Origin of the sequence: Burkholderia sp. RF4-BP95, from assembly GCF_001521985.1 — a bacterium.
Lineage (GTDB): Bacteria > Pseudomonadota > Gammaproteobacteria > Burkholderiales > Burkholderiaceae > Burkholderia > Burkholderia diffusa.
This window is the reverse complement of record NZ_LOSX01000008.1, coordinates 206984-220770: the sequence shown is the minus strand read 5'-3', so window position 1 is coordinate 220770 and position 13787 is coordinate 206984. Positions and strand designations below refer to the sequence as shown.

Below are 13787 nucleotides of genomic sequence, written 5' to 3'. Positions count from 1 at the left end.
GAGTACTGAGTGAACGTTTTCTTCGAGGAATCGGGCAGTTTCAAGGCGGGCAGCGTGCTGTCGCGCCAGGGCGACGCATTTCAGGTCGAGTTGCCCGGCGGGCGGCGTGCGAACGTCCGTGCAAAGGACGTGCTGATCGAATTCGAGAAGCCGGCCGCGAGCGAGCTGATGCAAGAAGCCGATACGGCCGCGCAACAGATCGACCTGGACTTCCTGTGGGAATGCGCGCCGGCCGAGGAATTCGCATATACGGCGCTCGCCTCGGAATATTTCGGCGCGACCTACGGCCCGGTCGAGCGCGCGGCGCTGGTGCTGCGGCTGCACGGCTCGCCCGTCTACTTCCGACGCAAGGGGCGCGGCCAGTATCAGCGCGCGCCGGAAGAGCAGCTCAAGATGGCGCTCGCGTCGCTCGAGCGCAAGCGCCAGCAGGCGCTCGTCCAGGCGCAGTATGAAGAGGAACTGAAGGCCGGCAAGCTGCCGGAGGCATTCGCGGGCAAGGTGCTCGGGCTGCTGACGCGGCCGGACAAGAACGCGATCGAATACAAGGCGATGGAAGCGGCCGCCGGGGCGCGCGGCGTGTCGCCGGCGCGGCTGATGCTCGACTGCGGCGGCATCGCGTCGCCGCGCGCGCTGCACGAGGCGCGCTTCCTCGCGGAATTCTTCCCGCACGGCACGGGCTTTCCCGCCGTCACGGTCGGCCCGCTGCCGGACGACCTGCCGCGCGCGGACGTCGAGGCGTTCTCGATCGACGACATCACGACGACCGAAATCGACGACGCGTTCTCGGTCGAACACCTGTCCGACGGTCGCGTGCGGATTGGCGTGCACATCGCGGCGCCGGCGCTCGGCATCGTCCGCGGCGACGCGGTCGACGCGATCGCGCGCGCGCGCCTGTCGACCGTCTACATGCCGGGCGACAAGATCACGATGCTGCCGGACGACGTCGTCGACGTGTTCACGCTGAAGGAAGGCGATTACCGCCCGGCGCTGTCGCTGTACATCATCGTCAACCGCGAGACGCAGGAGATCGTCGCGAACGAGACGCGTGCCGAACTCGTGTTCGTGAAGAACAACCTGCGCCACAACACGCTCGACGAGCTCGTCAACGAAGAGACGCTCGCGGCCGGCACCGGCGACTACCCGCACAAGGACGACATCGCCGTGCTGTGGCCGCTCGCGCAGGCGCTGTTCGAGAAGCGCCAGGTCGCGCGCGCGGGCTACGGCCTGAAGCGCGAAGTGCAGCGCAACACCGACTACAACTTCTACGTCGAAGGCGAGCACGTGACGATCACGCCGCGTCGCCGCGGGTCGCCGCTCGACCTGATCGTGTCGGAGCTCGCGATCCTCGCGAACTCGACGTGGGGCGCGTTCCTGCACGATCACACGGTGCCCGGCATCTATCGCTCGCAGCGCGGTTTCGGCGCGCCGGGCCCGAAGCGCACGCGGATGCAGACGACGGCCGCGCCGCACGAAGGCCTCGGCGTCGCGCAGTACGCGTGGAGCACGTCGCCGCTGCGCCGCTACGTCGACCTCGTGAACCAGTGGCAACTGCTCGCGTGCGTGCAGCACGGCGTCACCGCGAAGCTCGCCGCGCCGTTCAAGCCGAAGGACGCCGACCTGTACGCGGTCGTGCAGGGCTTCGACGACACCTATACCGCCTACGCCGACTACCAGCGCCGGATGGAGTACTTCTGGTGCCTGCGCTGGCTCGCGCAGGAGCAGAAGAAGCAGGTCGTCGCGAGCGTCGTGAAGGGCGACCTGGTGCGCCTCGAGGAAATTCCGCTGCTGCTGCACGTGCCGGGGCTCGGCGTGCATGCGCGCGGCACGCGCGTGCTGCTCGACGTGATGTCGCTCGACGAGCTGACGATCGAGGCGTCGGTGCGGCTGCTGAACGTGCTCGACGCGCCGACCGTGACGAGCGGCGACGCGGCCGACGACGAAGACGAGACCGAAGGCGGCGACGACACGCTGGTCGATGCGGAAGACGCGTCGGCGGAAGCCGAGGCCGAGGCACTGGCCGAAGCGGACGGCGCGGCGGTCGAAGGCGGCGAGGCCGCGAGCGGCAACGGCCAGGAAAGCGAAGAGAGCGAAGAGGGACGCGCATCATGAACGCAGCCGCGTCGACGAGCGGCGCCGACCGCTACGTGGTGTTCGGCAATCCGGTGGCGCACAGCAAGTCGCCGTTCATCCACGCGCAGTTCGCCGCGCAGACGGGCGAGGCGATCGTCTACGAGCACCGGCTCGCGCCGCTCGACGGTTTCGAGGCCGCCGTGCGCGCATTCATCGCCGAAGGCGGGCGCGGCGCGAACGTGACGGTGCCGTTCAAGCTCGACGCGCACGCGCTCGCCGATACGCTGTCGCCGCGCGCGGCCGCGGCGGGCGCGGTCAACACGCTGCGCATCGAAGCCGACGGCCGCATCTACGGCGACAACACGGACGGCGTCGGCCTCGTGCGCGACATCGAATCGAATCTCGGCGTGTCGCTCGCGGGCGCGCGCATCCTGCTGCTCGGCGCGGGCGGCGCGGCGCGTGGCGTCGTGTTGCCGATGCTCGAGCGCGCGCCGCTGTCGATCACGATCGTGAACCGCACCGCGAGCAAGGCCGAGGCGCTCGTCGGTCAGTTCACGCAGGCCGCGCACGATGCGGGCTGCGTGCTGTCGGGCGGCGGCCCGGACACCGTGCGTGCGGAACCGTACGACGTGATCGTCAACGCGACGGCCGGCAGCCTCGACGCGGCGCTGCCGGAGTGCGACGCGGCCGCGTTCGGCGCGGGCACGCTCGCGTACGACATGATGTACGGCGCGCAGCCGACCGTGTTCATGCAGCATGCGGCGTCGCTCGGCGCACGCACGGCCGACGGGCTCGGGATGCTGGTCGAGCAGGCGGCCGAATCGTTCTTCATCTGGCGCGGCGTGCGGCCGGACGGCGCACCGGTGCTGGCCGCGCTGCGCCAGGCGCTCGCGGCGGCCTGACCGGAGCGCGGCAGGTGGTGGCGGTAAGCGGTACGCAGCGCACGCGGACGATCAGCCCGACCCGCTGGATCGTCTATGCGGGTTCGGTGTTCGCGGGCGCGTGGCTCGCGACGCAGCTGTTCTATCTCGTGCAGATCGCGCTGTGGTCGTTCATCAATCCGGGTTCCACCGCGTTCATGCGGACCGACGCGTGGTGGCTGTCGCGCGACAATCCGCCCGCGCGGATCCAGCACCAGTGGGTGCCGTACGACCAGATCTCGCGCAACCTGAAGCGCGCGCTGATCGCGTCGGAGGATTCGACCTTCGCGACCAACAACGGCTACGACGTCGACGCGATCCTGCAGGCGTGGGAGAAGAACAAGGCGCGCGGCCGGATCGTCGCGGGCGGTTCGACGATCACGCAGCAACTCGCGCGCAATCTGTTCCTGTCGCGCGAGAAGAGCTACATCCGCAAGGGGCAGGAGCTGATCATCACGTGGATGCTCGAGACGGTGCTCGACAAGGAGCGAATCTTCGAGATCTACCTGAATTCCGTCGAATGGGGCCGCGGCGTGTACGGTGCCGAGGCCGCCGCCCGCTATTACTACAGGATTCCCGCGAGCCGGCTCGGCGCGTGGCAGTCGGCGCGCCTCGCGGTAATGCTGCCGAAGCCGCGCTGGTTCGACGCGCACCGCGGCTCGGCGTACCAGGCGCAGCGCGCGGCCGTGATCGCCCGCCGGATGGGCGCGGCCGAACTTCCGCAATCGCAGTGAGCGGCGCGCCCGCGCCGTCACATTGTCCGTTCCGTCGCCGGCGCGCCATTGGTGCGCTGCAGCGCATTCATGTCGCCCGCATTTCGGGACATATCCATTAGACGAATTCGTCTATTTCGCTTTACTGAGCAATGCCCGCCCGCGCTGGATTTTGTTTGCCGATATGGCACGAAATCCGCGCGGTTTTAGTGTTTCCGGGTAAACGCGAAAGCAGTTGAAAGGCTGCCGAAAAACAATGGTTCGGCAATCGAAGCATTCCTGAAAGGTGTGCACCGCACCGCGCGTCGCTCGAATATTTCCAAATTTTTCAAAGCCGACCCGCTCACGTATATTGGCCAGCGCCTCGGCTTATCGGCCGCAATCGAGGCGGGGGGCGGCTTACCCGGCTGCTCGACACAAAAAACATTCGAGAGAAGGAAAGCAACGATGCCAGCGAGCAAAGCGAAGCTGTTGTTGGGAGTCGTGTTCTCTTCGCTGATTCTGACGGCCTGCAACGACGACGTGTCGTCGTCCTCCGCAGCAGGTACCGACAATTCAGCCGATCCCGCCGCTCAGGTGGACAAGCCGTACAACGATCCCAACAGTTATTCGTCGAGCGCGACCGCGTCGCTCGACGCGTCCGCCGCGGTCGAAAAGGCCGCCGTTACCCATCATCAGATCACGCTGAACGGCAAGACGATTCGCTACACGGCCACCGCCGGCCACCTCGTCGCGCGCAATCCGCAGACGGGCGCGCCCGAAGCATCGTTCTTCTACGTCGCGTACACCGCCGACAACCAGCCCGCGGCGAAACGGCCCGTCACGTTCCTGTACAACGGCGGCCCCGGCTCCGCATCGGTGTGGCTCCATCTCGGCTCGTTCGGTCCGAAGCGGATCCAGACCGGCGACCCGAACGCGAACGCGTCGACGTTCCCGTTCGTCGACAACGCGGAAAGCCTGCTCGATACGACCGACCTCGTGTTCGTCGATGCGATCGGCACCGGCTTCTCGGAGGCGATCGCGCCGAACACGAACCAGACGTTCTGGGGCGTCGACCAGGACGGCGGCGCGTTCCGCGACTTCGTGACGCGCTACATCGCCGTGAACCAGCGCGACACTTCGCCGAAATACCTGTTCGGCGAGTCGTACGGCACGCCGCGCACCGACGTGCTCGCGAACCTGCTCGAGACGGCCGGCGTGAAGCTCGACGGCATCGTGCTGCAGTCGTCGATCCTGAACTACAACGCGAACTGCGACATGGCGAGCGACTATGTCGGCAACTCGAACAACGGGGCGAGCCCCGTGAGTTGCGCGGGCTTCGTGCCGTCCTACGGCACCGTCGGCGCGTACTACCAGCTCGACAACCCGAACCCGTCGAGCCTGCCGCAATATGCGGACCAGATGCGCCAGCTGACGGCCGGCAGTTACGTGCCCGCCGTGAACGCGTATCTCGCGAGCCACACGCCGCCCCCGCCGACGCTCGTCACGACGATGGTGAATTCGACCGGCGTGAAGCAGTCGCTGTGGAACGCGGACTTCAACGTCGTCCCGACCTTCTTCGACAACAGCTTCCAGGTGTCGCTGATCCCGGGCACGCTGATCGGCCGCTACGACGCGCGCGTGAACGTGCCGTCGTCGAGCCCGCTCGCGGCGGACGGCGACCCGTCGAGCACGTTCATCACGAAGCCGTTCACCGACACGATCCGCAGCTACCTGCCGAACGTGCTGAAGTACAGCGCGCAGTCGGCGTATTCGCTCAGCAGCAATGCGATCCAGACCTGGGACTGGACGCACGACGGCCTCGCGATGCCCGACACGATTCCCGATCTCGCGGCTGCGCTGACGCTGAATCCGTCGCTGAAGGTGCTGTCGCTGAACGGGTATCACGACATCGCGACGCCGTTCTACCAGACCGAGCTCGACCTCGCGCGGCTCGGCGCGCAACCGAACCTGACGATCAAGGACTATCAGGGTGGACACATGGTCTATCTCGACGATACGTCGCGTCCGCAGGAGAAAGCCGACCTCGTGACTTTCTACAACGTGGCCGCGCACTGATGCGATGTGCGGGCCTGGCGACGCGCGCCCGTGGCGGCGCCGTTCGCCGGCCGTCGACGACCTCATTCCAGACTGGAGCCTGACATGAAGAAACGTTTCATCGTCGTTGCCGCCGCGCTCGCGTGCGCCGGCGTTGCAGCATCCGCATCGGTGTCCGCGTTCGCGCAGGCGAGCGACGCCGCCACCCCGGCGCGCGCGCGCCAGGCGCAGCTCGGCGATCCGTACGTGCCGCCGGCCGCGCGCAAGCCGACCGCCGGCACGCAGACGACGGGCGCCGCGCTGCACGCGCAGGTGGTGCGCAAGCTCGCGCGGCAGTTCGGCGCGGCCGATACGCAGAACACCGGCTCGATCACCGAAGCGCAGGCGCGCGCGGCCGGCCTCGGCTATGTCGCGAATCACTTCCGGCAGATCGACGCGAGCGGTAGCGGTCGCGTGTCGTTCTCCGACGTGCAGCGCTACATGCAGGCGCGCAGCACGAACCAGCAGTAAGCGCGGCGCGCGTGACCAACACGGGGGCGGAACCCGCGACGTGTCGGGTTCCGCCCCCGTGCGCATGGCGCGGCCGTTTCGCGACGGCCGCCGCAGCACTTTGCCGGTTTTTCTCATTATATGGACAACGCATTCAAATATTGGAGGCGAATGCGTGCGCTCCTACAATCCGAAGCACATCGACAGCTTCGGACCCACGCATCGCGCGGCGCCCGACGCACACGGAGACACATTCCATGAAGTTCGCCGGGCGCTTTCCTCGGTGCATCGACCGCCGCGTTGCCGCGACGCCCGACCTCGTTCCGGCGTCGCGACAGCGGCTTCACCGATTCCGCTGAAGAAGCACGTTCCATGACCAAGATGCCCGATTCCCTTGCTCTCGACGCCCGGCGCGCGACGCCGGACGATGCGCCGCTCACCGACACCATCGGCGCGACCAGCACGCCGCTCGACCTCGCCGCGCAGCAGGCCGGCACGCAGACGCTGTTGCGCGGTCTCGCGATCCTCGAAGCGATCGCGAACGGCGCGCGCGACATGCGTGCGATCGGCGCCGCGCTCGGCACGACGCGCAGCACGACGCACCGTCTCGTCAGCAGCCTCGTGCAGGCGCGCTACCTGCGCCAGGTGCAGGGCGGCTACCTGCTCGGCCCGAAGCTGATCGAGCTCGGCACGATCGCGCTCGAGCAGATGCCGCTCACGGCGGTCGCGCGGCCGCACCTCGAGGCACTCGCCGAAGCGACGCTCGACACGATCCACCTCGGCGTGCGCGACGGCGACGACGTGCTGTACATCGACAAGATCCCCGGCACGCGCGGCCTCGAGATGCGCTCGCGTGTCGGCCACCGGATGCCGCTCGCGTCGACCGGTATCGGCAAGGCGATGATGCTCGACCTCGATCCGGACCTGTGGCGCTCGTTGTTCGAAGCCGCGCGGCGCGCGCTGGCCGGCGTCAACTTCAAGCCGGACAACCGGCCCGAGACGAGCGCGTTCCTGCAGCGCATGGCGCATTACGCGGCCGGCGGCTACACGTTCGACCTCGAGGAAAACGAGGCGTCGATCCGCTGCGTGGCCGCGCCGATCCGTGACGCGTCGGGCGCGATCGTCGCGGCCGTATCGGTCGCGAGCACGATTCCGTACATGCCGCACGACCGGATGGACGAACTGATTCCGCTCGTGCAGCGCGAAGCGCGAGCCATTTCCGCGGAACTGGGCTGGAGCCCGCCGCAGGGTACCCGCAGGATCAAACGATGACCAATTCGACCCGGACCGCTCCGGACGCCTCCTGCGCCGCACCGTCGCTGATCGCGCTCGACTGGGGCACGACGTCGCTGCGCGCGTATCTGTTCGACGCGCACGGGGCGCTGCTCGACACGCGCAGCCGTGCCGCGGGCGTGATGCACGTGCCGGCCGGCGGCGCGCGTGCGTTCGACGTCGTGTTCGAGGAAGCCTGCGGCGACTGGCTCGACCGCGCGCCGGGCGTGCCGGTGCTGGCAGCGGGGATGGTCGGCAGCGCGCAGGGCTGGCGCGAGGCGCCGTACGTCCAGGTGCCGGCCGGCGCCGACGCGCTCGTCGCGGGGCTCGTCACGGTGACGACGTCGCGCGGCACGACGGTGTCGATCGTGCCGGGCGTGATCGCGACGGGCGACTTGCCCGACGTGATGCGCGGCGAAGAAACGCAGATATTCGGCGCACTCGCGAACGATCCCATGCTTGATGCAGATCGTTCAGGCGTACTGATCGGCTTGCCGGGCACGCATGCGAAATGGGCATGGGTGAAGGACGGGCTCATCGAGCGCTTCCAGACCTTCATGACCGGCGAGTTGTTCGCGGCGCTGCGCGATCACACGATCCTCGGCCGCACGATGCGCGCGAGCGAATCGCCCGACCGCGCAGCATTCGCGCGCGGTGTCGCGGTGGCCCGCGGCGCGCAGCGCGCGGGGCTGCTCGCGACGATCTTCAGCACGCGCACGCTCGGCCTGACCGACCGGCTCGCGCCCGATGCGCAGGGCGATTACCTGTCCGGCCTGCTGATCGGCCATGAGCTGAACGCGCTCGACGCGATGCTCGCGGAACGCGGCGTCGCGCTCGCGAACCAGCCGCTGCTGCTGATCGGCGACGACGGATTGTGCGCGCGCTACGTCGACGCGTTGAGCGTGTTCGGCTGCACGCACGCGCGTGTCGTCGCGCAGGCGACGGAGCGCGGCTTGTGGTGGATCGCGTCGCGCGCCGGGCTCGTGCGCGCGGACGGCGAGCCCGTCTGCGCCGACCAGTGAACCGATTGAAGAGGAACTGTCGATGTCGTCCGACCTTACGTTGCCCGCACCGTACACGCCGCACGCCGCGCTGATGCGCGCGTTCGACGCGTGTCCGCTGATCGCGATCATGCGCGGCATCACACCCGCCGAAGCGGCCGACCACGGCCTTGCGCTGCACGAAGCGGGCTTCCGGATCGTCGAGGTGCCGCTCAACTCGCCGGATCCGTTCGGCAGCATCGCCGCGCTGCGCCGCGCGCTGCCCGACGACATGATCGTCGGCGCCGGCACCGTGCTGCGCGCCGAGCATGTCGACCGCGTGCAGGACGCGGGCGGCACGCTGATCGTGATGCCGCACAGCGACGCGGCCGTGATCCGCCGTGCACGCGAGCGCGGGCTCGCGAGCGCACCGGGCGTCGCGACGCCGACCGAGGCGTTCGCCGCGCTCGCGAACGGCGCCGACGTGCTGAAGATGTTCCCGGCCGAGCAGCTCGGCGTGGCCGTCGTGAAGGCATGGCGCGCGGTGATCGACCGCGCGGTGCCGCTGATTCCGGTCGGCGGAATTTCCCCGGACAACATGCAGCCGTTCCTCGCGGCCGGCGCCGACGGCTTCGGGCTCGGGTCGGCGCTGTACCGGCCCGGCCAGTCGGCGAACGAGACCGCGGCGAACGCGCGCGCGTTCCAGGCCGGCCTGCGCGCGGCGCGCGGCGGAGCCGCATGATGGGACGTCTCGCGGGCAAGGTCGCGATGGTGACGGGCGCGGGCCGCGGAATCGGCGCCGCGATCGCGCGGGCGTTCGCGCGCGAGGGCGCGGCCGTCGCGCTCGTCGACCTCGACTTCCCGCAAGCGCAGCGCACGGCCGCGGCGATCGCCGACGACATCGACGGCGCGCGCGTGCTGCCGCTGCATGCGGACGTCACGCGGCAGGATTCGGTGCGCGACGCGCTCGCGCAGACCGAGGCCGCATTCGGCCCGCTCGACGTGCTGGTGAACAACGCCGGCATCAACGTATTCGCCGATCCGCTGACGATGACGGACGAAGACTGGCGCCGCTGCTTCGCGGTCGACCTCGACGGCGTGTGGCACGGCTGCCGCGCGGCGCTGCCGGGGATGGTCGAACGCGGTCGCGGCAGCATCGTGAACATCGCGTCGACGCATGCGTTCCGGATCATCCCGGGCTGCTTTCCGTACCCGGTCGCGAAGCACGGCGTGCTGGGCCTCACGCGTGCGCTGGGCATCGAATACGCGGCGCGCAACGTGCGCGTGAACGCGATCGCGCCCGGCTACATCGAGACGCAGCTCACGCGCGACTGGTGGGACGCGCAGGCCGACCCGGCCGCGGCGCGCGCCGAGACGCTCGCGCTGCAGCCGATGAAGCGGATCGGCAAGCCGGAGGAAGTCGCGATGACGGCCGTGTTCCTCGCGTCCGACGAGGCGCCGTTCATCAATGCCGCGTGCATCACCGTCGACGGCGGGCGCGCGGCGCTGTACCACGACTGACGCAACGATTCGACAGACCGCACGTGCGACGGCCGCGCGCACGCTGCGTCGAAACCAACAAGCGGCTGCATTCCGTTCGATGAAGACAAGGAGACACTGGAGATGAAACGCAGAACCTTCGTAACGCTGGCCGCCGCGGCGGCAGTGGTGATCGGCAGCCCGGTCGCGCATGCGGCCGACCCGGTCAAGATCGGCTTCCTAGTGAAGCAGCCGGAAGAGCCGTGGTTCCAGGACGAGTGGAAGTTCGCCGAGATCGCGGCGAAGAACAAGGGCTTCACGCTCGTGAAGATCGGCGCGCCGTCGGGCGAGAAGGTGATGAGCGCGATCGACAACCTGTCCGCGCAGAAGGCGCAGGGCTTCATCATCTGCACGCCCGACGTGAAGCTCGGGCCGGGCATCGTCGCGAAGGCGAAGTCGCACAACCTGAAGATGATGACGGTCGACGACCGCCTCGTCGACGGCGCGGGCAAGCCGATCGATGCGGTGCCGCACATGGGGATCTCCGCGTACAACATCGGCAAGCAGGTCGGCGACGGCATCGCGGCCGAGATCAAGAAGCGCGGCTGGGACATGAAGGACGTCGGCGCGATCGACATCACCTACGAGCAGCTGCCGACCGCGCACGACCGCACGAGCGGCGCGACCGACGCGCTGGTGGCGGCCGGCTTCCCGAAGGCGAACGTGATCGCGGCGCCGCAGGCGAAGACCGACACCGAGAACGCGTTCAACGCGGCGAACATCGCGCTCACCAAGAACCCGCAGTTCAAGCACTGGGTCGCGTACGGCCTGAACGACGAGGCCGTGCTCGGCGCGGTGCGCGCGGCGGAAGGACGCGGCTTCAAGGCGGACAACATGATCGGCATCGGTATCGGCGGTTCCGATTCGGCGCTCAACGAGTTCAAGAAGCCGCAGCCGACGGGCTTCTACGGCACCGTGATCATCAGCCCGAAGCGCCACGGCGAGGAAACCTCGGACCTGATGTACGCGTGGATCACGCAGGGCAAGGCACCGCCGGCGCTGACGCTGACGACGGGCATGCTCGCGACGCGCGACAACGTGTCGAAGGTGCGCGAGGAGATGGGGCTCGCATCGAAGTAAGCGGCCCGCCGGCTGCCGCGGCGATGCGGCGGCCGGCGATCGATGGAACTGGAAGCAGGGAGACGACGTGTCAGCGGCACTGCGTTTTGACAATATCGGCAAGGTATTTCCCGGCGTGCGCGCACTCGACGGCATCTCGTTCGACGTGCACGCGGGCGAGGTGCATGGCCTGATGGGCGAGAACGGCGCGGGCAAGTCGACGCTGCTGAAGATTCTCGGCGGCGAATACCAGCCCGATGCGGGCAGCGTGCTGGTCGACGGCCAGCCCGTGCATTTTTCGAGTGCGGCCGCGTCGATCGCGGCCGGCATTGCGGTGATTCACCAGGAGTTGCAGTACGTGCCCGACCTGACGGTCGCGGAGAACCTGCTGCTCGGCCGCCTGCCGAATGCGCTCGGCTGGGTGAGGAAGGGCGAGGCGAAGCGCCATGTGCGCGAGCGGCTTGCCGCGATGGGCGTCGATCTCGATCCCGACGCGAAACTCGGGCGGCTGTCGATCGCGCAGCGGCAGATGGTCGAGATCTGCAAGGCGCTGATGCGCAACGCGCGCGTGATCGCGCTCGACGAACCGACGAGCTCGCTGTCGCATCGCGAGACCGAGGTGCTGTTCAAGCTCGTCGACGACCTGCGCGCGCAGGGCCGCGCGCTGATCTACATCTCGCACCGGATGGACGAGATCTACCGGCTGTGCGATGCGTGCACGATCTTTCGCGACGGGCGCAAGATCGCGTCGCACGAATCGCTCGCCGACGTGCCGCGCGAGCGGCTGGTCGCCGAGATGGTCGGGCGCGAGATCGCGGACATTTATCACTACGCGCCGCGTGCGCTCGGCGACGTGCGGTTTTCGGCCGAAGGCGTCGACGGCCCCGCGTTGCGCGAACCCGCGAGCTTCTCGGTGCGCGCGGGCGAGATCGTCGGCTTCTTCGGGCTGGTCGGCGCGGGGCGCAGCGAACTGATGCGGCTCGTGTACGGCGCGGACCGCCGGCGCGCGGGCGCGCTGACGCTCGACGGCAAGCGCATCGACGTGAAGCGCACCGGCGACGCGATCCGTCACGGCATCGTGCTGTGCCCGGAAGACCGCAAGGAGGAAGGGATCATCGCGATGGCGTCGGTCGCGGAGAACATCAACATCAGCTGCCGCCGCCATTCGCTGCGCGCGGGCCTGTTCATCGACCGCAAGACCGAAAGCGAAACGGCCGACCGCTTCATCCAACGGCTGAAGATCAAGACGCCGAACCGGCGGCAGAAGATCCGCTTCCTGTCCGGCGGCAACCAGCAGAAGGCGATCCTGTCGCGCTGGCTCGCGGAGCCCGACCTCAAGGTCGTGATCCTCGACGAGCCGACGCGCGGCATCGACGTCGGCGCGAAGCACGAGATCTACGATGTGATCTACCGGCTCGCGGAGCGCGGCTGCGCGATCGTGATGGTGTCGTCGGAACTGCCGGAAGTGCTCGGCGTGTCCGACCGCATCGTCGTGATGCGTGAAGGCCGCATCGCGGGCGAGCTGCCGCGCGAGCAGGCGAACGAGCATGCGGTGCTGAGCCTCGCGCTGCCGCAGACGAGCGTCGTCGAGGCGGCTGACGCAGCGTGAGGTCGCCACGGGCGGCGCACGACATTCGAATCGATCAAGCGCGGCGCGGGCCGCGCGATGCAGGAGCAGGAGACACAACGATGCAAGTCAGGGAAAACCTCGCCAGCGCAGCCGTGAAGCCGTCGGCCGACGCGCTGGTCCCCCAGCAGAGCGACCGCCAGAAGTGGTGGCAGCACCTCACCGAATACAGCCTGATCGCGATCTTCGCGGTGATGTTCGTGACGATGTCGCTGACGGTCGATCACTTCTTCTCGATCGACAACATGCTCGGCCTCGCGCTGTCGATCTCGCAGATCGGGATGGTCGCGTGCACGATGATGTTCTGTCTGGCCTCGCGCGACTTCGACCTGTCGATCGGCTCGACCGTCGCGTTCTCGGGCGTGCTGTGCGCGATGGTGCTGAATGCGACCGACAACACGTTCGTCGCGATCGTCGCGGCGGTCGCGGCCGGGGCGGCGATCGGCTTCGTGAACGGCGCGGTGATCGCGTACCTGCGCATCAACGCGCTGATCACGACGCTCGCGACGATGGAAATCGTGCGCGGGCTCGGCTTCATCGTGTCGAAGGGGCAGGCGGTCGGCGTGTCGTCGGATACGTTCATCGCGCTCGGCGGGCTGTCGCTCTTCGGCGTCTCGCTGCCGATCTGGGTCACGCTCATGTGCTTCATCGTGTTCGGCGTGTTGCTGAACCAGACCGTGTACGGCCGCAACACGCTCGCGATCGGCGGCAATCCCGAGGCGTCGCGCCTCGCGGGGATCAACGTCGAACGCACGCGCGTGTACATCTTCCTGATCCAGGGCGCGGTGACGGCGCTCGCGGGCGTGATCCTCGCATCGCGCATCACGTCGGGCCAGCCGAACGCGGCGCAGGGCTTCGAGCTGAACGTGATCTCCGCGTGCGTGCTCGGCGGCGTGTCGCTGATGGGCGGCCGCGCGACGATCTCGGGCGTCGTGATCGGCGTGCTGATCATGGGCACCGTCGAGAACGTGATGAACCTGCTGAACATCGACGCGTTCTACCAGTACCTGGTGCGCGGCGCGATCCTGCTCGCGGCCGTGCTGCTCGACCAGTTGAAGAACCGCGGCGTACGCGACTGACC

12 protein-coding genes are annotated in these 13787 nt (G+C 68.4%); all 12 read left to right on the top strand.

Going from position 1 to position 13787, the window contains the following annotated elements; translation table 11 throughout:
* Positions 1-9 precede the first annotated feature (9 nt).
* The 12 genes from WS46_RS01495 to araH all read left to right on the top strand — a co-directional run bounded on the left by WS46_RS01495 (position 10) and on the right by araH (position 13785).
* Complete coding sequence (locus tag WS46_RS01495; protein WP_059689098.1) at positions 10-2109, top strand: RNB domain-containing ribonuclease; 2100 nt, start codon at positions 10-12, stop codon at positions 2107-2109.
* Positions 2106-2972 carry a shikimate dehydrogenase gene (gene aroE / locus WS46_RS01490; protein ID WP_059689097.1) on the top strand — a complete coding sequence of 289 codons (867 nt, stop codon included), beginning with the start codon at positions 2106-2108 and terminating at the stop codon, positions 2970-2972. Before WS46_RS01495 ends, aroE begins: the two co-directional genes overlap by 4 nt.
* 14 nt (positions 2973-2986) lie before the next feature.
* Complete coding sequence (gene mtgA / locus WS46_RS01485) at positions 2987-3724, top strand: monofunctional biosynthetic peptidoglycan transglycosylase (RefSeq protein ID WP_059681846.1); 738 nt, start codon at positions 2987-2989, stop codon at positions 3722-3724.
* Between the two features lie 426 nt (positions 3725-4150).
* The gene (locus WS46_RS01480; RefSeq protein WP_059689096.1) at positions 4151-5761 is read left to right on the top strand and encodes a S10 family peptidase; all 1611 of its coding nucleotides are present in this window, start codon (positions 4151-4153) and stop codon (positions 5759-5761) included.
* An 84-nt stretch (positions 5762-5845) separates the two neighbouring features.
* Positions 5846-6250, top strand: coding sequence for a hypothetical protein (locus tag WS46_RS01475; protein WP_059535242.1), 405 nt, complete (start codon positions 5846-5848; stop codon positions 6248-6250).
* Between the two features lie 351 nt (positions 6251-6601).
* A complete protein-coding gene (locus tag WS46_RS01470; RefSeq protein ID WP_059465354.1) occupies positions 6602-7501 on the top strand; it encodes an IclR family transcriptional regulator in 900 nt (299 codons plus the stop codon).
* Complete coding sequence (locus WS46_RS01465) at positions 7498-8523, top strand: 2-dehydro-3-deoxygalactonokinase (protein WP_059535244.1); 1026 nt, start codon at positions 7498-7500, stop codon at positions 8521-8523. Before WS46_RS01470 ends, WS46_RS01465 begins: the two co-directional genes overlap by 4 nt.
* A 22-nt stretch (positions 8524-8545) precedes the next feature.
* The gene (locus tag WS46_RS01460; protein ID WP_059689095.1) at positions 8546-9223 is read left to right on the top strand and encodes a 2-dehydro-3-deoxy-6-phosphogalactonate aldolase; all 678 of its coding nucleotides are present in this window, start codon (positions 8546-8548) and stop codon (positions 9221-9223) included.
* A complete protein-coding gene (locus WS46_RS01455) occupies positions 9223-10002 on the top strand; it encodes an SDR family oxidoreductase (RefSeq protein ID WP_059689135.1) in 780 nt (259 codons plus the stop codon). Before WS46_RS01460 ends, WS46_RS01455 begins: the two co-directional genes overlap by 1 nt.
* 102 nt (positions 10003-10104) lie before the next feature.
* A complete protein-coding gene (locus tag WS46_RS01450; RefSeq protein ID WP_059535248.1) occupies positions 10105-11100 on the top strand; it encodes an arabinose ABC transporter substrate-binding protein in 996 nt (331 codons plus the stop codon).
* A gap of 67 nt (positions 11101-11167) precedes the next feature.
* On the top strand, positions 11168-12688 hold the full coding sequence (gene araG, locus WS46_RS01445) for an L-arabinose ABC transporter ATP-binding protein AraG (protein WP_059535249.1): 1521 nt from the start codon (positions 11168-11170) through the stop codon (positions 12686-12688).
* An 80-nt stretch (positions 12689-12768) separates the two neighbouring features.
* Positions 12769-13785, top strand: a complete 1017-nt coding sequence (gene araH, locus WS46_RS01440; protein ID WP_059465359.1) for an L-arabinose ABC transporter permease AraH — start codon at positions 12769-12771, stop codon at positions 13783-13785.
* The last annotated feature ends 2 nt before the right edge of the window (positions 13786-13787 follow it).

What these genes read in the sequence shown, in the direction of transcription:
- aroE (WP_059689097.1), top strand. Translation starts at nt 2,106, where the DNA reads ATGAACGCAGCCGCGTCGACGAGCGGCGCCGACCGCTACGTGGTGTTC.
- WS46_RS01480 (WP_059689096.1), top strand. Translation starts at nt 4,151, where the DNA reads ATGCCAGCGAGCAAAGCGAAGCTGTTGTTGGGAGTCGTGTTCTCTTCG.
- WS46_RS01475 (WP_059535242.1), top strand. Translation starts at nt 5,846, where the DNA reads ATGAAGAAACGTTTCATCGTCGTTGCCGCCGCGCTCGCGTGCGCCGGC.
- WS46_RS01470 (WP_059465354.1), top strand. Translation starts at nt 6,602, where the DNA reads ATGACCAAGATGCCCGATTCCCTTGCTCTCGACGCCCGGCGCGCGACG.
- WS46_RS01465 (WP_059535244.1), top strand. Translation starts at nt 7,498, where the DNA reads ATGACCAATTCGACCCGGACCGCTCCGGACGCCTCCTGCGCCGCACCG.
- WS46_RS01460 (WP_059689095.1), top strand. Translation starts at nt 8,546, where the DNA reads ATGTCGTCCGACCTTACGTTGCCCGCACCGTACACGCCGCACGCCGCG.
- WS46_RS01455 (WP_059689135.1), top strand. Translation starts at nt 9,223, where the DNA reads ATGGGACGTCTCGCGGGCAAGGTCGCGATGGTGACGGGCGCGGGCCGC.
- WS46_RS01450 (WP_059535248.1), top strand. Translation starts at nt 10,105, where the DNA reads ATGAAACGCAGAACCTTCGTAACGCTGGCCGCCGCGGCGGCAGTGGTG.
- araH (WP_059465359.1), top strand. Translation starts at nt 12,769, where the DNA reads ATGCAAGTCAGGGAAAACCTCGCCAGCGCAGCCGTGAAGCCGTCGGCC.